The sequence below is a fragment of the Luteimonas sp. FCS-9 genome (assembly GCF_001014645.1).
Taxonomy (GTDB): domain Bacteria; phylum Pseudomonadota; class Gammaproteobacteria; order Xanthomonadales; family Xanthomonadaceae; genus Luteimonas.
In genome coordinates, this window is record NZ_LASZ01000018.1 from 20,996 (window position 1) to 46,301 (window position 25,306).

Annotated in this window: 18 protein-coding genes; 6 read left to right on the plus strand and 12 right to left on the minus strand. The window is 72.6% G+C overall.

Features of this window, described 5'->3' with window-relative positions:
- Positions 1-35 precede the first annotated feature (35 nt).
- The 10 genes from WQ56_RS14030 to WQ56_RS14075 all read right to left on the minus strand — a co-directional run bounded on the left by WQ56_RS14030 (position 36) and on the right by WQ56_RS14075 (position 19,894).
- A complete protein-coding gene (locus WQ56_RS14030; RefSeq protein WP_052773017.1) occupies positions 36-1,136 on the minus strand; it encodes a toxic anion resistance protein in 1,101 nt (366 codons plus the stop codon).
- Positions 1,133-1,882 (minus strand): hypothetical protein, encoded by a 750-nt coding sequence (locus WQ56_RS14035; RefSeq protein WP_047137760.1) that lies wholly within the window; start codon positions 1,880-1,882, stop codon positions 1,133-1,135. Before WQ56_RS14035 ends, WQ56_RS14030 begins: the two co-directional genes overlap by 4 nt.
- The gene (locus tag WQ56_RS14040) at positions 1,879-7,188 is read right to left on the minus strand and encodes a DNA repair ATPase (protein WP_047137761.1); all 5,310 of its coding nucleotides are present in this window, start codon (positions 7,186-7,188) and stop codon (positions 1,879-1,881) included. The genes WQ56_RS14035 and WQ56_RS14040 overlap by 4 nt, the downstream gene beginning before the upstream one ends.
- A gap of 127 nt (positions 7,189-7,315) precedes the next feature.
- Entirely contained in the window at positions 7,316-9,301 is a 1,986-nt protein-coding gene (locus WQ56_RS14045) for a hypothetical protein (protein WP_047137762.1), read from the minus strand.
- Positions 9,302-9,349: 48 nt separating this feature from the next.
- Positions 9,350-9,988 (minus strand): OB-fold-containig protein, encoded by a 639-nt coding sequence (locus WQ56_RS14050; RefSeq protein WP_047137763.1) that lies wholly within the window; start codon positions 9,986-9,988, stop codon positions 9,350-9,352.
- Positions 9,989-10,099: 111 nt separating this feature from the next.
- A complete protein-coding gene (gene pdeM, locus WQ56_RS14055) occupies positions 10,100-10,774 on the minus strand; it encodes a ligase-associated DNA damage response endonuclease PdeM (protein ID WP_047137797.1) in 675 nt (224 codons plus the stop codon).
- Complete coding sequence (locus WQ56_RS14060) at positions 10,767-13,343, minus strand: ligase-associated DNA damage response DEXH box helicase (RefSeq protein WP_047137798.1); 2,577 nt, start codon at positions 13,341-13,343, stop codon at positions 10,767-10,769. Before WQ56_RS14060 ends, pdeM begins: the two co-directional genes overlap by 8 nt.
- 162 nt (positions 13,344-13,505) lie before the next feature.
- Complete coding sequence (locus WQ56_RS19110; RefSeq protein WP_047137764.1) at positions 13,506-15,224, minus strand: cisplatin damage response ATP-dependent DNA ligase; 1,719 nt, start codon at positions 15,222-15,224, stop codon at positions 13,506-13,508.
- Between the two features lie 25 nt (positions 15,225-15,249).
- Complete coding sequence (locus tag WQ56_RS14070) at positions 15,250-16,287, minus strand: ligase-associated DNA damage response exonuclease (protein WP_047137765.1); 1,038 nt, start codon at positions 16,285-16,287, stop codon at positions 15,250-15,252.
- 58 nt (positions 16,288-16,345) lie between these two features.
- Positions 16,346-19,894, minus strand: a complete 3,549-nt coding sequence (locus tag WQ56_RS14075; RefSeq protein WP_047137766.1) for an ATP-binding protein — start codon at positions 19,892-19,894, stop codon at positions 16,346-16,348.
- A gap of 152 nt (positions 19,895-20,046) precedes the next feature.
- Between WQ56_RS14075 and WQ56_RS14080 the strand changes: the two genes are divergently transcribed.
- Genes WQ56_RS14080 through WQ56_RS14090 form a run of 3 tightly spaced genes read left to right on the plus strand, consistent with a single transcriptional unit; the run spans position 20,047 to position 21,867 of the window.
- A complete protein-coding gene (locus tag WQ56_RS14080; protein ID WP_047137799.1) occupies positions 20,047-20,727 on the plus strand; it encodes a YceI family protein in 681 nt (226 codons plus the stop codon).
- The gene (locus WQ56_RS14085; RefSeq protein ID WP_047137767.1) at positions 20,724-21,302 is read left to right on the plus strand and encodes a cytochrome b; all 579 of its coding nucleotides are present in this window, start codon (positions 20,724-20,726) and stop codon (positions 21,300-21,302) included. The genes WQ56_RS14080 and WQ56_RS14085 overlap by 4 nt, the downstream gene beginning before the upstream one ends.
- Before the next feature lie 4 nt (positions 21,303-21,306).
- Positions 21,307-21,867 carry a YceI family protein gene (locus WQ56_RS14090; RefSeq protein WP_047137768.1) on the plus strand — a complete coding sequence of 187 codons (561 nt, stop codon included), beginning with the start codon at positions 21,307-21,309 and terminating at the stop codon, positions 21,865-21,867.
- Between the two features lie 73 nt (positions 21,868-21,940).
- On the opposite strand, the gene WQ56_RS14095 is transcribed toward WQ56_RS14090, so the two are convergent.
- Positions 21,941-22,189: a glutaredoxin family protein gene (locus WQ56_RS14095; protein WP_047137800.1), complete on the minus strand. Its 249-nt coding sequence runs from the start codon at positions 22,187-22,189 to the stop codon at positions 21,941-21,943.
- A 49-nt stretch (positions 22,190-22,238) separates the two neighbouring features.
- Between WQ56_RS14095 and WQ56_RS14100 the strand changes: the two genes are divergently transcribed.
- From WQ56_RS14100 to WQ56_RS14110, 3 genes are read left to right on the plus strand one after another with little or no spacing between them, the layout of a single operon-like run.
- Positions 22,239-23,621 carry an L-serine ammonia-lyase gene (locus WQ56_RS14100; protein ID WP_047137769.1) on the plus strand — a complete coding sequence of 461 codons (1,383 nt, stop codon included), beginning with the start codon at positions 22,239-22,241 and terminating at the stop codon, positions 23,619-23,621.
- A gap of 58 nt (positions 23,622-23,679) precedes the next feature.
- A complete protein-coding gene (locus WQ56_RS14105; protein WP_047137770.1) occupies positions 23,680-23,931 on the plus strand; it encodes a type II toxin-antitoxin system Phd/YefM family antitoxin in 252 nt (83 codons plus the stop codon).
- Between the two features lie 5 nt (positions 23,932-23,936).
- Complete coding sequence (locus WQ56_RS14110) at positions 23,937-24,347, plus strand: type II toxin-antitoxin system VapC family toxin (protein WP_047137771.1); 411 nt, start codon at positions 23,937-23,939, stop codon at positions 24,345-24,347.
- Between the two features lie 95 nt (positions 24,348-24,442).
- On the opposite strand, the gene WQ56_RS14115 is transcribed toward WQ56_RS14110, so the two are convergent.
- A complete protein-coding gene (locus WQ56_RS14115) occupies positions 24,443-25,198 on the minus strand; it encodes a DUF1521 domain-containing protein (protein WP_052773018.1) in 756 nt (251 codons plus the stop codon).
- Between the last annotated feature and the right edge of the window lie 108 nt (positions 25,199-25,306).

Consider the following 25,306-nt stretch of genomic DNA (forward strand, 5'->3'; position numbering starts at 1 on the left):
CTGCCGCGCAAACGCACGCCGACACGGAACGTGCCTCAGCTCTCCAGCGCGGGCCTGGCCAGCTGCTTCTGGACGTCCTCGCGCAGTCGCGCCAGCTCGCCCTCGGCCTGCCGGCGCTGCTCGATGCCCTCGCGATGCACCTGCCGGACTTCCTCGACGGTGTGGATCAGCTGGTCGTGGACATGGCGCAGCGTCGCGATGTCGATCACCGCGCGCTGGTTCGCGCGCGCGGTCTCGACCGAGGTCTCGCGCAGCAGGTCGGCGTTGCGGCGCATCAGCTCGTTGGTGGCGTCGTCGATCGCGTTCGACAGCGCGACCGCGTTCTTCTGCTCGCCCAGCGACAGCTGGATCGCGAACTGCCGCTTCCACGACGGGATCGTGACGTTGCGCACCGTGTTGAACTTCTCGATCAGCTGGATCGCGTTGGCCTGGATCAGCCGGATCATCGGCAGCGACTGCTCGGCGGCGTGCTGCATCACCGCCAGGTCGCCGACGCGCTTGTCGAGCAGGCGGACGGCGTTGTCGATCTCCGCGCGCCGCGTGCGCGACTGCGGATCGTCGAGGCCGTCGAGCGCACGCAGGTCCTCGGCCAGCTCGGCCAGCCGCTGGCGGCCCGCCGCGACGTGCACGCCCAGCGCGCGGCGCTCCTCGACGACGATGTCGAACATGCGGTCGAACTCGGAGACGCGCCGGTGCTGGCCGTCCTGCTGGCGGCCGATGTCCTGCATCAGCCGCTCGATCTGCTGGTTGGTGGTGCTGAACTTCTGCACCAGTTCGTCGCGCGAGCCGCGCAGCCGGTCGATCAGCGGGCCGATCACCGGCAGCTTCGAACGGCCGGCCACGCTGCCCAGGTCGAGCGCGCGCGCGATGCGCACGACCTCGCCGAGCTTGTCGCCGGACGCGTCGAGGTCGCCGTTGCGCACCTGGTCCAGCAACTGGCTGGAGAACGCGGCGGTCTTGCCGGCGGCCTCCCGGCCGAACACGTGCAGGTTGCCGGGCGAGATGTCCTCGAGCGCCTTGCCCGCGGCGGCGATCTCGCTGCGGTCGTCCGCGGTCAGGCCCAGGGCCTGCAGCGCGGCGTCGTCGAGCGCGCCGGCGGCGGGCACGAGGGCGTGGTCGGGGGTGTCCTGGCTCATGCGGCGGTCTCCTGGTCGGCGGACCGGTCGGGCCGCCGTGGGTCGAGTGTAGCGGCCATGCCGGCCAGTTCGGCGGCGATGTCGGCCTCGATCGCCGACGCGGCCGCGGCCTGCGCGACGCCGTCGACGGTGCCCGCGCCGAGCGCGCGCTGGCGCCAGGCCGGCACCAGCACGTCGCGGATGTTGCGGTAGCGGGCCAGCAGGGCCAGGCCCTGCGCGTGCAGCAGCGCGAGCTGGCGCGCGCCCAGCGCATGCGCCGCGTCCACGTCCAGCAGGTGCTGCAGGCGCCGCTCGCGCGCCAACCGCACGGCGTCGTCGTCGTCGACTGGCGGGCGGTGGTCCGCGGCCGCCCGACGCAAGGCGTCCAGCGCGGCCTCGAGCCGGTCGAGGCAGGCGCGTTGGCCGTCGACGTGCGCGGCCAGCGCATCGGCGGCGCGATCGGCATCGCGCAACAGCACGCCCAGGCGCGCGGCGAGCGCGTCGGCCTCGGCCTGCAGCGCGAGATCGCGCCCGAACAGGCGTCCGAGCAGGCCGGCCTTGCGGCGCAGGGCGCGGGGATCGTCCGCCCGCATCGCCAGATGCACCGCGCGCAGGCGCTCGACGAGCATGGCGGCGGCACCGGCGTCCAGCGCCGCCGCGACGTCGATCGCGTCGAGCGCCGCGAGCGCAGCCGCGCCGTGCGCCATCGCGGCCCCGACACGGCCCGCGCCCGGGTCCGGCACGTCGTGCGGCGCGTGCGGGCTCATTCCTGCGGCGCGTCCCGGCGCCCGTCGAGCAGGCCCAGTTGGTCGAGCGCCTCGTCGAGCCGGCGCTCGGCGGGCGTGCGCTCGCGCCGCGCGCGGGCCGCGGCGGGCGCGGCGTCGTTCGCCGCCGCGCGCAGCCGCAGCAGTTCGACCAGTTGCGCGAGCGCGGCATTGAGCCCGGCCTGGCCGGCCAGCGACTCGCCGACCCGCTCGATCAGCGGTTCGACCGCCGCACGCATCGCCGCCGGCCAGGCTTCGGCCGGATCGCTTCGCGCGTCCGCTTCGCGGCCGGCGATGCGCTGCAGCGCACCCAGGATGTCCTGCCACGGTGCCTGCGGCGGCGCCGGCGGCGGCTCGCCGCCGCCCATCGCCTGCAGGCCCTGGGCGATGTCGGCCAGCTGCGCGACCACGCGCGCGCCGGTGTCGGCATCCTCGCCGCCCATCGCCTTGTCGCGCAGGAAGTCGCGCTTGATCTGCGCCCAGCGCGCGGCCTGGGCGTCGGTCAGGGTGCCGCGCAGCTCGGCCAGCTTCAGCAGGTTCTCCTCGGCGCCGGTGGTCAGCAGTTGCGCCTCGCCCAGGTAGTGGTCGGCGATCAGCTGCTGCAGCTCGGCGGCGTTCATCACCGGCGAGATCTTCTCGGCCAGCTTGTTCATGTTGCGGTAGCTGCCCTGCAGCCGGAACGCCGGCTCGGTGCGGTAGCGGTCGGCCTGGGCTGCGCTGGCGATGTACTGCTGGTTGACCCGGTAGACCACGTCGCGCACCTGCATCAGCCGCTGCAGCGTGGCGACGATCTCGTTGACCTCCGCCCCGCTGTAGGCGTGCGACAGATCGTTGGTCGAGACTTCCTTGCCCGCGGCGCGATCGGCGAGCAGGTACAGGTCGGCCATCTCGCGCGTGGCCAGCGGCGCGAGCACCGGGTTGGAGGTCAGGCTGTTTTCGATGTAGCTGAGCCTGAACGCGTCCTCCATGCCGCCGAGGACGTCGCCCAGGTTGTAGATGTCGGCGCGGTTGGCGAGCATGTCGGGGATCTTGAACACCTCGCCCGACTCGGTGTACGGATTGCCGGCCATGACCACGCAGAACTTCCTGCCGCGCATGTCGTAGGTCTTCGTGCGGCCCTGCCACACGCCCTCGATGCGACGCGTGCCGTCGCACAGCGAGATGAACTTCTGCAGGAACTCGGGGTGCGTGTGCTGGATGTCGTCGACGTACAGCATCGTGTTGCTGCCCATCTCCAGCGCGAGGTTGAGCTTGTGCAGCTCCTGGCGCGAGGTCGCGTCCGGCGCCTGGTCCGGGTCGAGCGAGCGCACCTCGTGGCCGAGCGCCGGGCCGTTGATCTTCATGAAGACCAGGCCCAGCCGGCTGGCCACGTACTCCATCAGCGTGGTCTTTCCGTAGCCGGGCGGCGAGATCATCATCAGCAAGCCCATCAGGTCGCTGCGCTTGTCCTCGCCGACGGTGCCCATCTGCTTGGCGAGGTTGTCGCCGATCAGCGGCAGGTAGACCTCGTCGATCAGCCGGTTGCGCACGAACGAGGTCAGTGGCCGCGCCTTGAACTCCGACAGCCGCAGCGCGTCGCGTTCGCGCGCGGCGATGCGCTGGCGCACGGCCTGGTAGCGGTGGAACGCCGGCACGAATATCTCGCGGTGCGTCCGCAGGCGCGACAGGAAATCGTCCACCGACACGCGCAGGCGGCCGCCGTCGATGCGCGGGTGCTCGCCGAGCAGCCCCTCGACCTCGGCGATCAGCGTGACCTCGCGCACCCGGTGGCGCAGCGTGCGGCCGGCCAGCAGCAGCACGATCGCCTCGGGCACGTAGCCGGCCAGCGGCGCGTGCACCGGATCGCCGCACAGGCCGTGCAGCCACTGCGCCGCGAGCGCCCACTGCGCGGACGGCCGCTCGGCCAGGCGCTGCAGCGATGCGTCGAAGCCCGCGCCCAGGTCGGCCCCGTCGAGCGCCTGCCGCAGGGCGTCGACGAGCCGGCGGGCGTAGTGGCTGATGCCGAACGTCGGATCGCCGTCGCGCAGTTCGTCGACGAGGTACGCCGCCGCGTCCACGGCCGATGCGGGATCGAGCGGCAACGCGTGGCGCGAGAGGAAACCCGACAGCGCCTCGGCGATCTCCGCGCGCAGCGCGTCCAGGCCGTTGGTGGAGCCGAACAGGCGCTCGATCGCCAGCGCGCCGGTGGTGCGCACCGGCCACTGCGCGGCATCGCCGTCGCCGCCCTCGCGCGTCCAGAACAGCATCGCCAGCGCACGCGCGGCCGGCGGGTGCACCAGCGGGCCGGCGGCGACATAGAGCGGCAGCAGCGCACGCAGGATCAGCGCCGCATCGTGGTCATGGATGCCCTTCTCGTAGCCCTCGCGGTAGCACGGCGCGGCGAAGGCCCGCACCGTGCGCTCGAGCGCGTCGGGGTCGCCGGCCTGCGCGGCGAGCCCGGCCAGGCGCAGGTCCTCGCGTCCGGCGATCGCGGCATCGAGCACCAACCCGGCGAGATACTCGCTGCGCGCGATCGACGGCGATTCCGAATCCAGCGTCACCTGCCAGTACGCGCGCAGCGCATCGAGCTCGGCGTCGTGGATCGCCTCGTAGAAGTCGGTGCCGGTCAGGTGCACGGCCAGGCCGTCGCCGCGCGGCAGGATCGTCAGGTCCAGCGGCTGGACGTTGACGCTGAAGCGGTGCCGCGGCCCGAGCCGGATCACCTGGCCGCCGCCCTCGAACAGGTCGCTGCGGTCGCGCAGGCTGCGCACCGCCTCGTCGCGCACCCCCTTCAGGCGCGCTTCGACGTCGTCGGCCTTGACGCTGTCGCGGTAGCCGCGCAACCGGTCGGCGAGTTCGCGCAGCTTGAGGATCAGCGCATCGCCGGCGAAGAACGCATTGAGCTCGTCGGGGCTCGCGAAACGCTCGGTGCGCCGCGGCAGCCCGTCGAGGATGCGCGTCGCGGCGTCGAACACCGCCTGGGCCTTGCGCTGGCGATCGTCGAGCAGCGCCTGCCGGTGCGCCTCGAACGTCTCCACCAGTTCCTCGCGCTTGGCGAGGATGTCGGCCAGGAACTGCTCGTGCTCGCCGAACTGGCTCTCCAGTTCCTCCAACTGCACGGTCAGTCGCGACAGCTGCTCGTCGGCGCGTTCGGGATCGGTCGCCAGCGCCAGCGCGCCGGCGATCGACTGGCCGAACAGCGCGAACTGCGCGCCGAACTGGGCGACGGCCTCCGCCGAGCCCAGGCTGCGCCGCCGCTGGTCGGCGCGCGCGCGCGACTGGTTGAGCCGGGCGTAGAGCCCGGAGATCGCCTCGACCACGCGCGTGCGCTCGGTCGCGTCGTCGACCTTCAGCGTGGCCATCAGCTCCGAGAGCATGTCCAGGTCGGCGGCCAGCGCCTGCATCGCATCGATGCGTTCGGCGAGCGCCCGCGCGGTCTGCGCAGCCTGCGCCTCGCCGTCAAGCGCCTGCAGGCGCTCGGCCAGCGGCTGCAGCGCGGTCTCGCCGGCGAGGAACGCGCCGGTCGCGGCGCCGACGCGGTCCTGGGCCGCCTGCAGCGCCTCGCCCATGCGGTCGATCGCGGCGGTGTCGATGTAGCGCAGGTCGCGGATCGTCAGCAGGTGGCCACGCAGCCGCCCGATCGCGCCGAGCGCCTCGACGAAGTCCTCGACCCGGTCCCAGTCGTCGGTCTGCAGCCGTCCGAGCAACGCGCGGTGCTCGGCCTCGGCCTCGCGCATCGCGTGGTCGGACTGCTGCCGGATGCCCTCGACCTTCTCGTACTCGTCGAGCACCGATTCGCCGGTCGCGGCGATCTCGTGCAGCAGCGGCCCGGCGCCTTCGCTCGCCTCGTGCTCGAGCCAGTGGTGGGCGTCGAACATGCGCCGGGCGTTGTGCACCAGCAGCTGGTAGCGCTGGACCGAGACCTCGCGGCCGTCGATCTCGCGGGCGAGATCGAACAGGTTGGAGATGCCCCGCACCAGCTCGGGGTTGCCGATGCGGCCCATGAAGCTGTTGCCGGTCGGCGCGCGCGCGGCGAACTCGTCGCTGGTGAACGGCGTCTGCCAGACCTGCATCGGATGGATCCGGGTCGGCGCCTCGCCCTCGGCGTGGAACAAGACCATGCGCCCGTCCGCCAGGATCGCGTAGCCGTGGCCGAACACCGGGTTCTGCAGCGCGCGCTGGATCGTGTTGTAGACGAACAGCGCCGAGCGCCCGGCCTCGCGGTCGTAGAAGACGTACATGACGTCCTCGCCGTTGGGCGAGCGGATCGCGCGCTTGAACTGCATGCCGTCCATCTGCGCGTCGAAGGCCTTGTGCTCGCCGCTCTGCAGGTAGTAGCCGCCGGGGAAGATGATCCCGTGGTCCTCGGGCAGTTGCACGCAGGCCTGGACGATGGCGTCGTTGCGCACGATCGTGCCGGTCAGCGTGTTGTAGATCAGCCCCCGCCAGGCCTGCTCGCGGTAGGGCAGCACCTTGAGCAGGATCAGCGAGCCGACCTTCGCGAAGTCGAACGTCGCATCGTCGATCGACTGCGTGCGGTCCTCGACCGCCTCGGCGTAGATCCCCTGCCCGGTCTGGGTGTTGTTCTCGACCTTGACGGTCAGGTCGCCCCCGGTGGTCTCGACGAAGATCGTGTCGAGGATGTTGAGGTGCGGGTGGCGCCCATCGACCGCCAGTTCGCGCGTCGCGCGGGTCCACTCGAAGTCGAACGGCGGCGGCAGCGCGATGTCGCGCTCGCCGCGCGAATCCAGGTAAGTCAGTTCGCCGGTGTTGGCGATCTGCCACCGGAACACGCGCACGTCGGTGCTGCGCTCGCCGATCTGGAACGCGGCCAGCAGCCGGCCCTCGCGCACGATCAGCTGCAGCAGCCGGGCGTGCTTGTAGTAGGCGTAGAGCTCGCCGAAGTCGCGGACGAAGCCGGCGTCGCCGAGGAAGCTGCCGGCAGGATCGACCGGCACCACGTCGTAGCCGTCGGCCTCCTCGGTCAGGCGGTAGAGCGCGAAGACGTCCTCGACGCGGGTCTGGGTACGCAGGCCGATGTAGACGTTGTAGCCGAACAGCAGGTGGTCGCCGAGCACCTGGACGATGTCGCGGCCGACGCAGTTGTTCTCGGTGCGGATGCGGAAGCGTCCGACGACCTCCATGCGGCTGTCGCCGAACTCCTGCAGCCGGCGCGCGTTGAGCGCCTCGGCCAGCGCGCGCAGGCGCGCGCCCTGCTCGGCCAGCCGCCGCCGCAGCACCTCGTAGGCGCCGCCCTGGGCGACCGCCTCGTCGACGTGGCTGGCCGTCGTGGGCGTCTGCTGCGCGGCGTCGGGCGTGGGTTCTGACATCGGCGGCTCATCCTGCGCTGGAGCGGGCACGCGCTGGGGCGTGCCCGGTAGATCGCGGCGCGTCGCCGGCCGGACCGGCGACCGCCTCGGGGTCGCGTCGACGCGCTGCGAGGCGCGCGCGCGCCGCTCAGGCCGCGCCGTCCTCGACGAGCGCGCGGCGGTCGGTGTCGGCGCCGTTGGCGGCGACGCCCAGGTAACGCTGCATCAGGTCCTGGACGATCGGACTCTTGCCGGCCAGGCCCTCGATCGACCGGCCCAGCGACACCGCCTTGACCAGGTTCTCGAACATGCCGCCGTCGCCGCCGACCAGGTCGATGTCGGCGTTGCGCAGCGCGCTGGCGATGACCTCGGCGTTCTCGCGCGAGATGTCCTTGCCCGCCTCGATCGACGCCAGCGCCTGCCGAAGGCCGGTGTCGAGCGCCATGCGGAACTCCTCGTGGCCGCGCGCGGTGTCGCTGAGCGCGTCGATCGCCTGGAACTTCTGCGTCAGGCCCTCGGCCTCGGCCGACAGCTTCTTCTGCACCACGGTCGCCTCGGCGCTGCCGATCGACTCGACTGCCTCGGCCTTCGCGCGTCCCATCTGCGACTCGCCCTGGGCCTGCGCCGACAGCGTCTCGGCCAGCACCTTGGCCTCGGCGGTGCCCTGCCGGAGGTTGGCATCGGCCTTGGCCTCGATGACGCGCGCCTCGGCGACGCCGACCTTCTCGATCGCGACCGCACCGGCCTCCTGCACCTGCGCCTCGGCCAGGCCCGGCGCGGCGCGTTCGGCGCGCACGCCCTCGGCCAGCAGCTTCTTGGCCTCGGCCTGCTTGCCGGCGGCCTCGAAGTCGGCCTGCGCGAGCGTGGTGACCTCGACCGCCTTGTGGCGGGCGGCGGTCTCGCGCGCCTCGGCCTCCTTGACCTGACGCACCAGCGCTTCCTGTGCCTTGGCCTCGGCATCGAGGATCGTGACCTGCTTGAGGCGGTCGGCCTCGGAGACCTCGCGCACTTCCTTGATCCGCTCCTCCTCCTGCGCGACGGTCTTGTCGATCGCGATGCGCTCGCGGGTGATGTTGGCCACGTCCATCCGGCCCTGCTCGACGACCTTGTCGCGCTCCACGCCCTGCAGCTGCACCTCGCGGTCGGTCGTGACCTGCTCGAGCTGGCGCGCGCGCTCGACGCGCTCGGCCTCGATCGCGACCGCGCGCTGGCGGTTCTGCGTCGCCACCTCGACCTCGCGCAAGCGGTTCTCCTCGCGGATGTCGATCAGTTGCTGGGCCTCGATGCGCGCGTTCTCGGCGATCTGGCGCTGCTCCTCCTGCACCTTCGCGGTCTCGGCCTCCTCGCGCGCGCGGATCGTCTCGATCTCGCGCTGCTGGCGCGCCTCGGCCTCGGCCTGCTGGCGCTCGAGCGACAGCGTCGCCTCGCGCGTCTCGACGTTCTTCTTGGTGATCGCCAGCCGTTCGTTCTGCTCGAGCTCGTTGGTGACCACGTTCTGCGAAGCGGTCAGCTCGGTGATCTTGCGGATGCCCTCGGCGTCGAGGATGTTGTGCGGATCGAGCACGCTCTTGGGCGTCTGCTCGAGGTAGTCGATCGCCACGTCCTCGAGCACGTAGCCGTTGAGGTCGTTGCCGATGACCGCGATGATCTCGTCGCGGAACTCCTGGCGCTTCTCGAACAGGTCGGTGAAGTCGAACTTCTTGCCGACGGTCTTGAGCGCCTCGGAGAACTTGGCGTTGAACAGCTCGTCGACCGCGTGCTTGTCCGAGGCCCGGTCGGCGCCGAGCGCCTTGGCCACGCGCAGCACGTCGGCCTGGGTCTCGTTGACGCGCAGGTAGAACGCCACCGCGATGTCGGCCCGCATGTTGTCGCGGCAGATCAGCCCTTCCTTGCCGCGACGGTCGATCTGCAGCGTGATCAGGCTGATCTTCATCAGTTCGGCGCGATAGAGCACCGGGATGATCAGCGCGCCGGTGAAGCGCACCTTGGGCTGCGCGCTCATGTCGTTGACGATCAGCGCGGTGCCCTGGTCGACCTTCTTGTAGAAGGCCTTGAACAGGCCGGCCGCGCCGAGCAGCACGACCACGACGATGCCGAGGCCGATCAGGAACGGGGCGAGCGTGGCGACACTCATCGGGGGTTTCTCCTTCGCTTGGGGCCCGCGTCCCGCGGACCGTACGGTTCAGATGTGACGGTAATCGGCTTCGGGCACGACCCGGTAGCAATGCCCGGCGGCGTCGAACTCGACGAGCACCACGCGCTCGCCGCGGTTGAGGACGTGCGCGCCGTCGGCGCGCACCTGCAGCACGAGTCCGGCGCCCCCGTCGTCGACGTCGGCCATGCCGGCGGTCGCCGACACCGTCGGCGTGCGCACCACCGCGACCCGCCCCAGCAGCGACGGTGGCTCGGCGGGCTGCAGCGTCAGCAGCCAGCGCCGCAACGGCCGCAGCGCGACGGTGGTCAGCAGCGCGGCAGGCACCAGCGCCAGCACCGCGACCAGCGTGCCCAGCGTCCAGCGCAGCCAGCCCCACGACGGCGGAAGCAGGAACAGATGGACGAAGTAGGTGCAGAACCAGCCGAAGAACACCACCAGCGTGAGCACCAGCATCAGCGGCAGCCGGTCCAGCCCCAGCCGCCCGAGCACGCCGGCCAGCCCGTGCGCGTCCGCGCCGTCGGGCAGGTCCAGATCGACATCGAGGTCGATGCCGCCGATGTCCACCAGCCCCAGCGCGGCGAGCAGCCAGTAGATCGCGCACACGCCCAGCAGCACGCTGTAGACCAGCGTGGGGTATCCGAGCGCGGTGGCCACGAATTCGGGCATGTCGGCGAAGCACTCCTGTGTCCGGTCGGCCGGCGCTCCCCGCGCTGGCCGCTCCCGCCGGACGTCCGGTCCGGTGGGCCCGTCATCATGCCAGCCCACGCACCGACTTCGTCAAGCCGGCGCCGGCAAGGCCACGACCGCCCCGGGTGCGCAGGCGCACAGGCGCACGCCCGGCGACGGCGCGACCGGCAGGCCGCCGGCGAAGGCGGTGAACGCCGGCAGCAGCCCGGCATCGCGCGCGAACACGAACGCCGGCAGACGCGGCAGGCCCGGCAGGCGCACGACCGGATGCAGGTGGCCGCCGAGCCGGTAGCCCGCGGCATCGGCGGCGACGGCATCGTCGACGTCGTGCACGAACACGAACGGCGGCTCGTGCAGCAGCGCGCCGTGCAGGCGCAGACCCAGCGTACGGGCCAGTTCGGGCGCGGCACGCAGCGCACGGTCGTGGTTGCCGCCGACCAGCTCGACCGAAATCGCGACGTGACGCGCCCGCCATGCCTGCCAGGCCGCGCGCCACGGCGCGTCGCGCGCACCGGCGTGCAGCAGGTCGCCCAGCACCAGCAGCCGCGTCGCACCACTGGCCTCGACCAGCGCATCGAGCCGCGCGAGATCGTGCTCGGTGCCGCCGCGCGGCAACGCGATGCCGGCCTGGCGGAAATGATGTGCCTTGCCCAGGTGCACGTCGGCGACCACCAGCGTGCGCAGCCGCGGCCACGACAGCGCGCGCCCGGGGTGCAGCCGCAGCGACTCGCCGGCGACCGCGATCTCCAGTGCGCCGTCAGCCACGGTTGCGCCGCTCCAGCTGCGCGGCGGCACGTTGCACGCGCGTGCGCCAGTCCTCGGTACTGAGCTGGCCGCGCATCGATTCGGCCCACAGCGGGAACGACAGCGGGGTGAACGTCCGCAGCGGATGCAGGTCGAGCGAGCGGGCGCTGCAGTCCTCGAGCGTGGTGCGCAGCTGCACCACGTCCAGCTGCGCGGCGAACACCTCGCGCTCGGCCAGCGCCAGCAGCATGTGGTCCGGGTCGTGCCGGCGCAGCACGTCGAACAGCAGGCCGCTGGAGGCCTGCAGCTGGCGCATCGAGCGCGGCGCCCGCCCCGGCAGCGACGGCGGCAGCAGGCCGGCGACGCGCGCGATGTCGCGGAACTGGCGGCGCGCGAGCTCGGCCAGGTTCAGGCTCTCGCGCAGGTCGTCGATCAGCGAATCGGGCGAGAGCATCGCCTCGACATCGAGCGCATCGAGCTCGACGTCCTGCGCCGGCGACAGCACCAGCCCGTAGTCGTTGGCGGCGAACGAGAAGCTGTTGGCGCGCAGGCGGCCCCAGCGCAGCGCCAGCAAGGCGGCCAAGCCCTCGTGCACCTGCCGCCCGGCGAACGGAAACACGAACAGGTGCCGGGCGCCGCGCGCGCGGATCCATTCCACCAGCAGGCGGCCGGGCGCGGGCAGCGCCGACAACCGTTGCTGCAGGTCGAGCAGCCGCCCGATCGCGCGCAGCCCGGGCGCATCGCGCGGGCCGGCGAACAGGCGCTCGACCTCGTGCGCCAGCGTGCCCGACAGCGACATGCGCCCGCCCTGCCACTTGGGCACCGTGCCGCTGCCGGCCTTGGCGACGCGCACGTAGGCGGTCATGTCCTCGAGCCGCACCAGCTCCAGCGTGCGGCCGGCGAACTGGAACCGGTCGCGCGGCCGCAGCCGCCCGACGAAGCTTTCCTCGACCGAGCCCAGGCCGCCGCCACGCAGCAGCTTCACGCGCACCGCCTCGTCGCTGGCGATCGTCCCGATCGACAGCCGGTGGCGCAGCGCGATGCGCCGGTCCTCGACGCGGTACACGCCGTCATCGCCGCGCACCACGCGCCGGAAGTCCGGATAGTGCGCCAGCGCCGCGCCGCCCTGGACGATGAAGTCGAGCACCGCGCGCCAGGCCAGCGGGTCCAGCGTGCGGAAGGCGTGCGTGCCGCGGACCTCGTCGAACAGCGCGTCGGCGTCGAACCCGCCGCCCAGCGCCAGCGTCACGCAGTGCTGGGCCAGCACGTCGAGACTGAGCACCGGCGGCGGCCGGGATTCGATCATGCCGGCGGCGACCGCGGCGCGGGCCGCGGCGTACTCCACCAGCTCCAGCGCGTGCGCCGGCACGCAGACCACGTGGCCGGCCTCGCCCGGGCGGTGGCGCGCACGTCCGGCGCGCTGCAGCAGCCGCGACACGCCTTTCGGGCTGCCGATCTGCAGGACCTGGTCGACGGCGGGGAAGTCGACGCCGAGGTCGAGACTGGACGTCGCGACGACGCAGCGCACGCTGCCCTCGCGCAGCCCCTGCTCGGCGGCCGCGCGCAGCTTGGGGTCGAGCGAGCCATGATGCAGCGCCAGCGTCTCGGGCGCCTCGGGCCACACCGCCGACAGCGCGCGGTGCCACAGTTCGGCCTGCGAGCGGGTGTTGGCGAACAGCAGGCTGGTGCGCTCGGCCATCAGGCGTTCGAGCACGCGCGGCAGCTGCGCCATCCCCAGGTGGCCGGCCCACGGGAAGCGCTCGTCCTCGCCGGGCAGCAGCGTGTCGAGCGTGAAGCGCTTGGGCGCGACGCCCGCGACCACCTGCGCCTGCGGGCAGTGCGGCAGCAACGCGTCGCGTGCCTGGTCGAGGTTGCCGAGCGTCGCCGACACGCCCCAGATGCGCAGCGCCGGATTGAGCCGGCGCAGTCGCGCCAGCGCCAGCTGCAGCAGCACGCCGCGCTTGTTGCCGAGCAGCTCGTGCCATTCGTCGACGACCACGCAGCGCACCGACGCCAGCAGCGGCGCGGTGTCGGCGTAGGACAGCAGCAGCGACAGCGATTCAGGCGTGGTCACCAGCACCTCGACCTGGCCGCTGCGTGCCAGGCGCCGGTCGCGCGCGCTGGCGTCGCCGGTGCGCATCGCAACGGTCCAGTCCAGCCCGAGCGCCTCGATCGGCGCACGCAACGCGCGCACGGTGTCGACGGCGAGCGCGCGCAGCGGGGTGATCCACAGCAGTTGCAGGGTCCGCCCCGAAGTACGACGCGGCGTCTTCGACCCGTCGGGGGCGTGCGCCTGCGCATGATCGACATCCGCGTGCACCTGCCCATCGTGGACGCGCGCCTGCGCGCGACGGGGGCTGGTCGCCACGGCCCGATCGCGCGCGAGCGCGCTTCTACGCTCGGCGAGCGCTTCGAGCAGCGGGCCCCCGAACGCGGCCAGCGTCTTGCCGCTGCCGGTCGGCGTCTGCAGCAGGCCGGACTCGCCGGCGAGATACCGGCGCCAGACCTCGCGCTGGAACGGCGCGGGGCGCCAACCCTGCGCAGCGAACCACGCGCGCAGCGGCGCGTCGGGACCGCGCAGGCGCGTCATGGCCGGATCGCGTGGTGCGTCATCGCCGGGCGCCATCGCGATCATGACCGGGCCCCGTGGCGGGTCATGCCCCCCGCTCTGTAGGAGCGCGCTTGCGCGCGATGGGCATTCACGCGCAACACCCGATCGCGCGCGAGCGCGCTCCTACGGGGCTCTCTGCCCTCACCGCGCGAGCGCCTGCAGCGTCTCGAGCCGGTCGGCGTCGGCGATCGCCTTGTCGCGGCGCCAGCGCAGGATCCTCGGGAAGCGCACGGCGATGCCGGACTTGTGCCGGCTCGAACGGTTGACCGCCTCGAAGCCCAGTTCGAACACGTGGTGCGCGGTGACCGAGCGCACCGGGCCGAAGCGCTCGAGGGTGTGCGCGCGGATCCACTTGTCGAGCGCGAGGATCTCGCGGTCGTCGAGTCCGGAGTAGGCCTTGGCGACCGGCACCAGTGCATCGCCGTCCCACAGCGCGAACGTATAGTCGGTGTAGAGCGTGCTGCGCCGGCCGTGGCCGGCCTGGGCGTAGATCAGCACCGCGTCGATGGTCAGCGGGTCGATCTTCCATTTCCACCAGTCGCCGCGCCGCCGGCCGACCTGGTAGCGGGCATCGGCGCGCTTGAGCATCAGGCCCTCGACGCCGCGCGCGCGGGCATCGGCGCGCAGTGCGGCCGCCTGCGCCCAGTCGGCGGCGTCCACGCGCGGGGAGAGCACGATGCGCGGGTCCTCGTGCTCGGCGACCAGCGTCTCGAGCATCGCGCGCCGCTCGGCCTGCGGCCGGTCGCGCCAGTCCTCGCCGTCGAGCTCGAGCAGGTCGTAGACCTGCACGCGCACCGGGGTGTCGGCGAGCGTCTTGGGGCCCGGCTTGCGACGCTGGATGCGGGTCTGCAGCGCGGTGAAAGGCATCGGCGCGGGATCGCCCGGCCGCCAGGCCAGCAACTCGCCGTCGAACACGCAGTCGCGCGGCAGCGTCAACGCCGCGGCCTCGATCTCCGGGAAGCGGCCGTCGAGGCGTTCTTCGCCACGCGACCACAGCGCGATGTCCGCGCCGCGCCGGATCAGCTGCAGGCGGATGCCGTCCCACTTCCATTCCAGCAGCCAGTCGTCGATCGGGCCGAGCGCGCGGGCGACCGCATCGGGATCGTTGGCGAGCGCGGGCGCCGAAGCGTCCATGCCGTCCTCACCATCCGCGCCCGCGTCGGCGGGCCCGGCGGCGTCCTCGCCCGCTGCCGCAGGCCGCAGCGCCTGCTCCAGCGGCGAGGCCAGGAAGAACGGATACGGCTGGCGACGGTCGCCGGGCAGTTCGTCGGGCGAGAGCAGGTCGCGCAGGAAGGCCGCGCTCGGCGTCCAGCTGCCGAGCATGCGCTGGGCGATGCGCGCGATGTCCAGGCCGCTCATCTCCGCCAACGCCTGCTGCACCAGCCGCTGGGACACGCCCACGCGCAGCGCGCCGGTCAGCAGCTTGTTGAACACCAGGCGCTCGTCGAAGCACAGCGAGGCCCAGGCCTCGACCACCAGCGCCCGGCGGACCGCGGGATCGCGATTGGCGACCGGGATCAGCCGCCGTTCGATCCACTCCGCCAGCGACGCGTCCTCGGCCGGCACGGCCGGGTCGTCGAGCAGCAGCGCGAGCGTCTCGGCCAGGTCGCCGACCTGGTCGTAGCTGTCGTCGACCAGCCAGTCGGGCAGCTGCGCGGCCTCAGCGATCCACTCGCGCAGCTCGCGGGTGTTGGCGATGCGGCGGCCCGCGCCGGCGACCTTGCCGCCGGCCAGCAGGAACAACGCCCAGGCCGCGTCGTGCGGCGGCGCGTCGCGGAAATAGGCCACCAGCGCCGCGCGCTTGTCGAGCGTGGCGGTGCTGCGGTCGAGTTCCCGGTACAGGCGGGCGAAGCGCCTCATGCGCGCGTCCCCGGGTGCCGGCCGGTCATTCCTCGCCCCCGAAATCGGTGCGGAACGCCTCGGCCGCGATGCCGTCCTCGCGCAGTGCGCGGATGATCGCATCGGTGTTGCCGTGGGTCGCGATCACGCGCGTGGCGCCGGTCTCGCGGACGGTCCGCATCAGGTCGGGCCAGTCGGCGTGGTCGGAGACGATGAAGCCACGGTCGTAGTTGCGTCGGCGGCGGTTGCCGCGGATGCGCATCCAGCCCGACGCGAAGCCCTGCTGCGCGCGGCGGAACCGGCGCATCCACGCGCTGCCGGCCGCAGACGGCGGCGCGATGACCAGCTGGCCGGCGAAGTCCGCGCCGCGGTCGGTCTCGGCGACCGGCCGCGTGTCGAGCATCGCGATGCCGGCGCGCCGGTAGACCTCCACGCCGGCTGCGACCGCGCCGTGCAGCAGCGCCGGCCGGTCGGTATGCGCCGCCAGCTCGGCCAGCACGCGCTGCGCCTTGCCCAGCGCGTAGCAGAACAGCACCGCCGCCTCGCCGCGCGCCTCGCACTGCGCGCGCCACTGTTCGATCTCGCGCGCGACCTCCGCGGTGTCGGGCCAGCGGTAGACCGGCAGGCCGAACGTGGCCTCGGTGATGAAGGTGTCGCAGCGCACGACCTCGAACGGCGCGCAGGTCGGGTCGTGCTGGCGCTTGTAGTCGCCCGACGCCACCCAGACCTCGCCGTCGACCTCCACGCGCACCTGGGCCGAGCCGAGCACGTGGCCGGCCGGATGCAGCGAAACGGTCGCCGCGCCCATCCCGAACGGCTCGCCGTACTCGTGCGCGGCGTAGATCTGCTCGCCCAGGCGCCATTCGAGGATCGGCAGCCCGGCGCGCGTGGTGTGGTAGGCGCCCATGCCGGTGCGCGCATGGTCGCCGTGGCCGTGGGTGATCACCGCACGCGGCACCGGCCGCCACGGATCGATGTGGAAGTCGCCCGCCGGGCAGTACAGGCCTTCGGGGCGCAGCTGGATCAGGTCGTCGGGCCGCCGCTGCGCGGTGCGGGCGGCGGGAGACGGGTGCGAGGCGGCCATGCCGGCAGTCTGGTTCGGCCGCCGTGCACGCGGTGCCAAGCCGCCGCGCCCCTTCCGCTCAGTCCGGCCCGTCGCCAAGCCCGCCGCCCTGGTGGACGGGACGCCAGCTGTGGGCCAGCGCGTCGGCCAGCATCTCGCCGGTCAGCGGCTTGCGGAGGAACCCGTCGAAGCCGGCCGCGCGCGCCGCCGGCTCGGCCTCGGCGTCGGCACGCGCGGTCACCGCGACCAGCGGCCGGTCGAAGCCTTGTCCGCGCAGCATGCCGGCCAGCGTCAGGCCGTCGATGCCCGGCAGGTCCAGGTCCAGCAGCGCGATGTCGAACTCGCGCGTGCCGACCTCGGTCAGCGCGGCCAGGCCGTGCATCGCATGCGCCACCTGATGGCCCTGCGACTCGAGCAGGCCGCGGATCACGTCGGCGACGGTCTGGTCGTCCTCGACCAGCAGGACCACCAGCCCGACGGCCGCGGTGATGCGCTCGTGCCCGTCGAAGCGCGTGCGCCGGGGCGGGGTGACGACCTCGGCCAGCGGCAGCGCGACCGTGAAGCGGGTGCCTTCGCCCGGCGTGCTGTCGACCTCGATCCGGCCGCCCATCGCCAGCGACAGTTCCTGGCTGATCGCCAGGCCCAGCCCGCTGCCGCCGTAGCGCGCCGCGGTCCGGGCGCCCTCGGCCTGCTCGAAGCGCCGGAACAGCCGCCGGCGCTGCTCGGCGCTGAGGCCGGGCCCGGTGTCGCTGATCTGGAACGTGAGCCCGTCGGGCGCGCCCGCGATGCGCAGCCCGACCTGGCCGCTGTCGGTGAACTTGATCGCGTTGCCGATCAGGTTCAGCAGGATCTGCCGCACCCGCACCGCGTCGCCGTGCACCCACGCCGGCACGCCGTCGCCGAACGCGACGTCGAAGCCCAGCGCCTTGTGCCGGGCCATCGGCGCGCACAGCGACACGATGTCCTGGATCAGCGCATGCAGGTCGAACGGCTGCGGGTCGAGCTCGAGCTTGCCGGCCTCGATCCGCGCCAGGTCGAGCGCGTCGTTGACCAGCCGCATCAGGTGGTCGCCTGCGCGCCGGATCGATTCGGTGTAGCCGCGCTGCCGGTCGTCGAGCGGCGTGTCGAGCAGCAATTCGCTCATGCCCAGCACGCCGGTCATCGGTGTGCGCACCTCGTGGCCGAGCGTGGCCAGGAAGCGGCTCTTGGCCAGCGACGCCTGCTCGGCGAGCTCGCGCTGGCGCTCGGCCAGCTGCAGTTCCGCGCGGCGGCGCACGCGACGGCGGTAGGCCAGCGCGCCCCACACCGACAGCAGCACCACGACGCCGGCCAGCGCCGTCAGCGCCCACCAGGTCCGCCACCACGGCGGCAGCACGCGGAACCGCAGCTCGTGCATCGGCGCCGCGTTGCCGTAGGCGTCGCTGGCGCGGATGCGCAGCACGTAGCTGCCGGCGCGCAGGCCGGAGAACACGCGGTCGCCGCTCGCGCCCTGGTCGACCCAGCCGGTGTCCAGGCCGTCGAGCCAGGTCCAGTAGCGATTCGATCCCGGGTCGTCGTAGGCCAGCAGCCGGGCCGAGACGCGGAACTCGCGATCGTCGGGGAACAGCTCCGGTCGCGCGTCGTCGAGCCGGTGCCACAGGCCGTCGCGGCGGACCTCCAGCCCGAGCACGCGCAGCTTCGGCTCCTCGGCGCGCCCGGTTTCCTCGGACGCGGTGTTGATAATCGCCACCGAATCGACCGCCGTGCCGGCCGCGAGCAGCCCGCCCCGGCTGACCGCGATCGAGCGGAACAGCATCTCCTGCGACGACAGGCCGTGTTCGCTGCCGTAGCGGCGCATCCGCCGGTCCTGCGGGTCCCAGCGGTAGAGGCCGCGCCGGGTCGAGACCCAGACCCGGCCGCGCACGTCCACCGCCAGCCCCATCGGCATCACTGCCGGCAACCCCTCGCGCGGGCCGATCCGCTCCTGCCGCGCCCATGCGCCGTCCTGGCGGCGCCACCGCTCGAGCCCGTCGCGGCCGGCCGCCCAGACGGTGTCCTCGCCCTGCGCGGCGACCGCGTAGTAGGGCTGCTCGCCGCTGACGATCACGAACCGGCGCGCCTGCGCATCGAAGTAGCCCAGTCCCGGCACCGACGCCGCCCATGCGGTGTTGTCGGGCGCCACGTCGAAGCCGTAGACGCCCTCGTGGACCAGCGGGTCGTCGCCAGCCTGCCACAGCAGGCGCCCGGTCTCGCCGTCGCGGTGCTCGACGCCGAACCCGCCCATGCTGCCGGTCCACAGCGTGCCGTCGGGCGCGGCGCGGACGATGTTGTAGCCCACCCCGTGCGCCACCGAGGTGCCCGGCTCGCCGACCCACTCGCTCAGCGTGCCGTCGCGCCCGTGGCGGAACAGGCCGCCAACATGGCCGATCCACAGCACGCCGCTGCGGGTCTCGGCCATGCCGAGGATGCGCTGGTTGGCCAGGCGCGCCCGCGCCGCGCCGTCGAGCCGGGAGACCTGCAGCGCCTGGTCGACGTGCTCGACGACGCCGGTCTCCGAGCCCAGCCACAGTCCGCCGTCGTTGGCCGGCGCGATCGTCGCGTAGCCGTGGCCCTGCAGCCCGCGCTCGCCGCGCACCAGTTCGGCCACGTGGCGCCAGTCCGAGCGCAGGAAGCCGACCCCCTCGCCGGGTGCGGAGGCCCACAGCGCACCATCGGACTGCAGGAACATCGCGCGTGCCGGGAACGGTCGCGACGCGTCGCGCCCGACCGGCACCGGCGTCGGGATGCCGTCCTCCGACAGCCGCCACAGGCCGCGGCGGGTGCCCAGCCAGTAGCCGCCGCGCGGGTCGGCGAGCATCGACAGCACGTTGTTGGGCCGGGCGAACATGCCCGACCACGGGCGCCAGTGCCACTGGCCGTCGCGCGTCCGCACGAACAGCCCGCGCGCGCTCGAGGCCCAGACCTCGTCGCCCATCGCCTGCACGTCGGTCACCGTCAGCGGAATGTCGCCGCCGGGCAGCGGCTCGCGCCACACGCGCCGGCCGTCGTAGCGGGCCAGGCCGGCCATCGTCGCGATCCACAGCGTGCCGTCGGCATCGAACGACAGGCTCACGACGTTGTCGCTGGGCAGCGTGCGCGGGTCGTCGGGATCGTGGCGCAGGTGCACGAGGCTGCCGTCGGCGCGCAGGCCGTAGACGCCGTCCGTGCCCAGGCCCATCCAGATCTCGCCCGGCCGGCTGGCGAAGTCCCACACATCGCCCAGCCGCGCGTCGGGATAGGCGTCGATGCGGTAGGGCCGGAAGCCGGCGCGGTCGCGTTCCATGACCGCGACCCCGCCCTCCTGCGCCGCCACCCACACCCGGTCCTCGTGATCGACGTGCAGCGCCTGCAGATGGTTGCCCGGGAACGCGTCGGCAGCCTCGGGATCGTGCTGCCAGACGATGAAGCCGTCGCCGTCGTAGCGGGCCAGGCCGTCGGCCGTGGCGATCCACACGAACCCGTCGCTGTCCTGTGCGATGCCGGTGACGTCGGACGTGGGCAGGCCGTCGGCGACGCCGAGCACGCGCAGGCGCGGCATTTCCGGCGTGGCGGCCAGACCGCTGCAGGCGAGCATCCAGATCAGCGCCAGAGCGGCGACACGTTTCCACATAGGCCCGACATCCCTTTCCGCGCGGCGTGCCCGCGGCGGTCGATGCTCGCAACGCATCGTCCCGGATGCAAGCCGGCCCGCGGCTGCGCGCCGGCGCGTTTCGTGCCTAGAATCCCCGCATGCCGCCCCGCGGCGACCGGACCACCACGACGATGCGACTGCCGCGCCGCCTGCTCGTCCCCTGCCTGCTGCTGGCGCTGGCCTGCGCGCCGGCGGCCGCGCGGCCTGTGCACTACGCGCTCGACCCGGTCCACACGCGGGTGATGCTGGAGATCGATCACGCCGGGCTGTCGAAGGCGATCGGCACGGTGTCGGGCAGCACCGGAACGCTGGTCTTCGATCCCGCGGACTGGTCGAGCGCGCGGGTCGAGGTCTCGATCCCGGTCGAGCGCGTCGGCTTCGGCGACGACAGGTGGAACAGCGCGACCCGCGCGCGCAACCTGCTCGATGCCGAGCGCCACCCGATGGCGACGTTCGTCTCCACCCGTATCGAGCCGATCGACGCGCACCGCGCGATCGTCCACGGCACGCTGACGCTGCGCGGGGTCGCCCGCGAGATCGCGCTCGACGCGACGTTCAACGCCGCCCGCCGCCATCCGATGCCGCCGTTCCGGCGCATGGTCGGCTTCTCGGCGACCACGCAGCTCTCGCGCGCGGACTTCGGCATCGACGCCTGGCCGTCGATGATCGGCGATGCCGTCGGCCTGCGGATCGAGCTCGAGGCGGTGCGCGACCGTGGCGCCGGGCGCGACGACGCGGACACCGACCTGGAGGCGGAGGCGCAGGGCGCCGGCGCCGAGGCCGACGCGCGCGACACAGGCGGCCCGCGATGACCCTGAGGAACGTCGACCGCTGGGGTCCGGTCAGCCAGTTGCTGCACTGGGCCGTCGTGCTGCTGATCCTGGCCACCGGCCTGATCGGCCTGCTGATGGGCGACATGCGCGCCAGTCCGGCCAAGGTGCAGGTCTACGCGCTGCACAAGTCGCTGGGGCTGACGATCCTGGCGCTGGCGATCCTGCGCCTGGGCTGGCGGCTGTTCGCGGGTGCGCCGCCGCCGGTGCCCGGCACCCCGCGCTGGCAGGACCGCATCGCCGCGCTCACGCACTGGCTGCTGTACGCGCTGCTGCTGGCGATCCCGCTCAGCGGCTGGACGTTCAACTCGGCCGCCGGCTATCCGCTGCAGTGGTTCGGCCTGTTCAACCTGCCCGCGCTGGTCGCGCGCAGCCAGGAGCTGCGAAACGCCGCCGGCCAGGCGCACGAGGTGCTGTTCTGGGCGCTGGTCGGTCTGGCCCTGCTGCACGTCGCCGCCGCGCTCTACCACCACGTGTTCCTGCGCGACGCCACGCTGACGCGGATGCTGCCGCGCCGCCGGCCGCGTTCCGCCTCCCCGACGCCCCTCCAGGACTGACCCCATGCCGCACGCCCCGCGTTTCCTGATCGCCGCCGCGCTCGCCGCCGCGCTGCCGCTGTCCGCCTCCGCCGCCGACTACGTCCAGGCCGCCGGCTCGTCGCTGGCCTTCGCCGGCAAATATCAGGGCGAGGTCTTCAGCGGCACATTCCCCGGCTTCCGCACCACGTTCGCGTTCGATCCGGCCGACCTGTCGGGCGCGCGGCTCGCGGTGACGATCCCGATCGCGACCGCGACCACCCGCAACGACGACTACGACGGGGAGATGCGCGGCCCGTCGTTCTTCGACGCCGCCCGCTTCGCCCAGGCCACGTACACCGCGACCCGGTTCCGCGACCTCGGCGAGGGCCGTTACGCCGCCGACGGCGAACTGGAACTGCGCGGCGTGCGCAAGCCGGTCACGCTGACCTTCACCTGGACCCCGGGCGCGCGGCCGCTGCTGTCGGGCAACGCGACCGTGCGCCGGCTGGACTTCGGCGTCGGCGGCGGCGAGTGGGCCGACACCGGCACGATCCCCGACGAGATCGCGGTCGCCACGCGGGTGTACCTCAGGCCGGCGGACTGACGCATCGGGCGCGCGTCGCCGGACCCGCCCGGCGACGTCGGCGCAGGCCGCGGCGCGGGGTCCGCTCCGCAGGTCAGTCCTGCGCTCGCGCGCCCAGCAGCCGGCCGACCGCCGCGGCGTCGAACGGCCAGTCCAGCTCGACCCCGAGCGCGGCGTCGCGCAGCACCGGCACGCGGATGCCGTAACGCGCTTCGAGGGTGTCGTCGCCGTCGATGAACACGCTGTCGAACGCGGGCGCCCGCGCCTGCGCCAGCACGTCGAGGGCGAGGTCGCACAGGTGGCAGTCGTCGCGCTGGTACAGGATCAGGACGGAGGCTGTCATGCGGCGTCGCGTCAGGCGTGGGACGGGGAGCGGCCCGTAGAATAGCGCGATGGCCGTCAGCACCTTCGACCTCTACAAGATCGGCATCGGGCCGAGTTCCTCGCACACGGTCGGGCCGATGCGCGCCGGTGCGCGCTTCGTCGCGCGCTGGCTCGCCGAGCCCGGCCGCCTGCACGAGGTCGTGCGCGTGCGCGCGGAGGTGTTCGGGTCGCTGGCGCTGACCGGTCGCGGCCACGGCACCGACAAGGCGCTGATGATGGGCCTGGAAGGCCACATGCCCAACCGCATCGACCCGGACATCATCCCCGACGCGCTGGCGCGCATCCGCGGCGAGCGCCGCCTGCGCCTGGGCGGCACGCACGAGATCGGCTTCGACGAGAAGCGCGACCTGGTCATGAACAAGCGCCAGAAGCTGCCGTTCCACACCAACGGCATGCGCTTCACCGCCTACGCGGCCGATGACGCGGTCATCGCCACGCGCGACTACTACTCGGTCGGCGGCGGTTTCGTCGTCAACCAGGACGAGGCGGCCGAGGACCGCATCGTCGCCGACACCACCCAGGTCCCCTACCCGTTCGCCAGCGGCGACGAACTGATCCGCCAGGCGCAGGACAGCGGGCTGGGCATCGCCCGGCTGATGCTGGAGAACGAGAAGGTCTGGCGCAGCGAGGCCGAGATCCTCGGCGGGCTGCGCGAGCTGTGGGCGGCGATGCAGTCGTGCGTGGCGCGCGGCATCCGCGAGGGCGGCACGCTGCCCGGCGGCCTGCACGTGGCGCGCCGCGCGCCGGCGCTGCACGCCGAACTGGCCGCCAAGCCCGAGGCGGCGATGCGCGACCCGCTGACCGTGCTCGACTGGGTCAACCTCTACGCGCTGGCGGTCAACGAGGAGAACGCCGCCGGCGGCCGCGTGGTCACCGCGCCGACCAACGGCGCGGCGGGCATCCTGCCCGCGGTGCTGCACTACTACGACCGCTTCATCCCCAACGCGAACGAGCAGGGGGTGTTCGACTTCCTGCTGACCGCGGCGGCCGTGGGCATCCTGTACAAGGAGAACGCCTCGATCTCCGGCGCCGAGGTCGGCTGCCAGGGCGAGGTCGGCGTCGCCTGCTCGATGGCCGCGGCCGGCCTGACCGCCGCGCTCGGCGGCACGCCCAGCCAGATCGAGAACGCCGCCGAGATCGGCATGGAGCACAACCTGGGCCTGACCTGCGACCCGATCGGCGGACTGGTGCAGATCCCGTGCATCGAGCGCAACGCGATGGGCGCGGTCAAGGCGATCAACGCCTCGCGCATGGCCTTCCGCGGCGACGGCAAGCACAAGGTCAGCCTCGACAAGGTCATCCGCACGATGCGCGAGACCGGTCGCGACATGCGCGACAAGTACAAGGAGACCTCGCGCGGCGGCCTGGCGGTGAACGTCATCGAGTGCTGAGTTGACCCGGGCCCGGTTCCGGAACGGAATTCAGACCAGACTGGATACGGAGCATGTCATGAAGACCTGGCAGGTCCAGGAAGCGAAGGCGCGCTTCAGCGAACTTCTGCGCGTCACTGTGGAGGATGGCCCGCAGATCGTCAGCCACGGCAGGCCGACGGCAGTCGTCGTTCCGATGGAACAGTGGCAACGGTTGCAGCAGCGGCCGCGGAGCCTGAAGGCGCTGCTGCAGGCGCCCGATGGGCCGGACGGCGTGATCCTGCCCCGGCGCGGCCGTCTGCGGCGGCACGACCCCGAGGCACTCGACTGACCGGCATGTTCCTGCTGGACACGAACGTCGTTTCGGAGTTGCGCAAGAACAGGCCGCACCGCGGCGTGCGGGCCTGGATCGAGCAGGCACCCGAGAGCGGGCTTTACCTGTCGGCAGTGACGATCGGAGAAATCCAGGCCGGCATCGAGATCAACCGCGACCTCGATCCGGGCAAGGCATCGGACATCCAGGCCTGGCTCGACGAACTGGCCGGCTCGTATGCCGTGCTGCCTGCCGATGCCGCGGTCTTCCGACAATGGGCACGGCTGATGCACGGCCGTTCCGATCATCATCTCGAGGACGGATTGATCGGCGCGACCGCCCTCGTCCACGGGCTCACCGTCGTCACGCGGAATCTCAAGGATTTCCGCCCCTTGGGCGTGCCGCTGCTCGACCCCTTCGCCTATCGAGGATGAGGCCGTCTCGGTGACGGCCATCAGCGCCGTACGCCGATACCGGCGAAGAAACGGCGCGCCGCGGTCGCGGCACGCCGTCCCGGGACATACGCCGATCAGGCGCGGATCGACAGCGTCAGGCTGAACTGCCAGGGCATCGGCTGGGCCACCGGCTCGGGGGCCCGGTTCGGGTTGTCGCTGCCCAGCGACAGGCCGCCGTCGAAGCTGATCGACATCAGGCCGGTGAAGAACGAGAAGATCTCGGCGAAGTGCGCCAGGAAATCCGGGCCGCCGTTCTTCAGCTCGTCGGTCGCGTTGATGAAGGCCTGGTCGACGTTCTGGATGTTGCCGTTCTGGTCGACGGCGATGAAGCCGCTGCCGTTCTCGTTCTCCAGCAGCACGTTGCCGTCGCGCACCGCCGCGTCCAGCACGCGGCCGCCGCCGGCGAACTCCTGGAACGACAGGTCGCCGTGGGTGTTGCTGTCGACACCGGAGATCTGCACGCCGTAGTCGCCGTCGGTGATGGTCACCACCGAGGCCACCGTCGCGCCGTTGCCGCCCTTGTCCCACGGCGTCGTCTCGATCGTGACCTTGGTGCCGTCGTCGAGCTGGAACGTGGTCTGGCCCCAGAAGTCGAACGCGTGCTTGCCGTCGATCTCGACGTGGGGATCGCCCCAGATCCGGTAGTTCTCGCCGGTGTTCTTGTTGAACACGATCACCTCGTCGTTGTCGCCGGCGGTGATGCGGTAGTTGTCGTTCTCGAACTGCACGCGCCCGTCGCCGGTGCGCTGGGTGCTGGCCGAGCTCTGCACCGACGGCAGCTGGCCACTGATGTTCAGCGAGACGGACAGGCTCAAGGACGGATCGGACATGGCGGAGACCCCTGTTGTTGGAATGGAAACTGAATGACGCCATTCCAGCGCGCGGTCCGGCTCCGCGCCATCGGGGCGGACCCCATCTAGGGTTCGCCCCAGCCCCGC

Bases quoted from the DNA above. Each gene is read 5' to 3' on its own strand.
- WQ56_RS14030 (WP_052773017.1), bottom strand. From the start codon at position 1,136: ATGAGCCAGGACACCCCCGACCACGCCCTCGTGCCCGCCGCCGGCGCG.
- WQ56_RS14035 (WP_047137760.1), bottom strand. From the start codon at position 1,882: ATGAGCCCGCACGCGCCGCACGACGTGCCGGACCCGGGCGCGGGCCGT.
- WQ56_RS14040 (WP_047137761.1), bottom strand. From the start codon at position 7,188: ATGTCAGAACCCACGCCCGACGCCGCGCAGCAGACGCCCACGACGGCC.
- WQ56_RS14045 (WP_047137762.1), bottom strand. From the start codon at position 9,301: ATGAGTGTCGCCACGCTCGCCCCGTTCCTGATCGGCCTCGGCATCGTC.
- WQ56_RS14050 (WP_047137763.1), bottom strand. From the start codon at position 9,988: ATGCCCGAATTCGTGGCCACCGCGCTCGGATACCCCACGCTGGTCTAC.
- WQ56_RS14060 (WP_047137798.1), bottom strand. From the start codon at position 13,343: ATGACGCGCCTGCGCGGTCCCGACGCGCCGCTGCGCGCGTGGTTCGCT.
- WQ56_RS19110 (WP_047137764.1), bottom strand. From the start codon at position 15,224: ATGAGGCGCTTCGCCCGCCTGTACCGGGAACTCGACCGCAGCACCGCC.
- WQ56_RS14070 (WP_047137765.1), bottom strand. From the start codon at position 16,287: ATGGCCGCCTCGCACCCGTCTCCCGCCGCCCGCACCGCGCAGCGGCGG.
- WQ56_RS14075 (WP_047137766.1), bottom strand. From the start codon at position 19,894: ATGTGGAAACGTGTCGCCGCTCTGGCGCTGATCTGGATGCTCGCCTGC.
- WQ56_RS14080 (WP_047137799.1), top strand. From the start codon at position 20,047: ATGCGACTGCCGCGCCGCCTGCTCGTCCCCTGCCTGCTGCTGGCGCTG.
- WQ56_RS14085 (WP_047137767.1), top strand. From the start codon at position 20,724: ATGACCCTGAGGAACGTCGACCGCTGGGGTCCGGTCAGCCAGTTGCTG.
- WQ56_RS14090 (WP_047137768.1), top strand. From the start codon at position 21,307: ATGCCGCACGCCCCGCGTTTCCTGATCGCCGCCGCGCTCGCCGCCGCG.
- WQ56_RS14095 (WP_047137800.1), bottom strand. From the start codon at position 22,189: ATGACAGCCTCCGTCCTGATCCTGTACCAGCGCGACGACTGCCACCTG.
- WQ56_RS14100 (WP_047137769.1), top strand. From the start codon at position 22,239: ATGGCCGTCAGCACCTTCGACCTCTACAAGATCGGCATCGGGCCGAGT.
- WQ56_RS14105 (WP_047137770.1), top strand. From the start codon at position 23,680: ATGAAGACCTGGCAGGTCCAGGAAGCGAAGGCGCGCTTCAGCGAACTT.
- WQ56_RS14110 (WP_047137771.1), top strand. From the start codon at position 23,937: ATGTTCCTGCTGGACACGAACGTCGTTTCGGAGTTGCGCAAGAACAGG.
- WQ56_RS14115 (WP_052773018.1), bottom strand. From the start codon at position 25,198: ATGTCCGATCCGTCCTTGAGCCTGTCCGTCTCGCTGAACATCAGTGGC.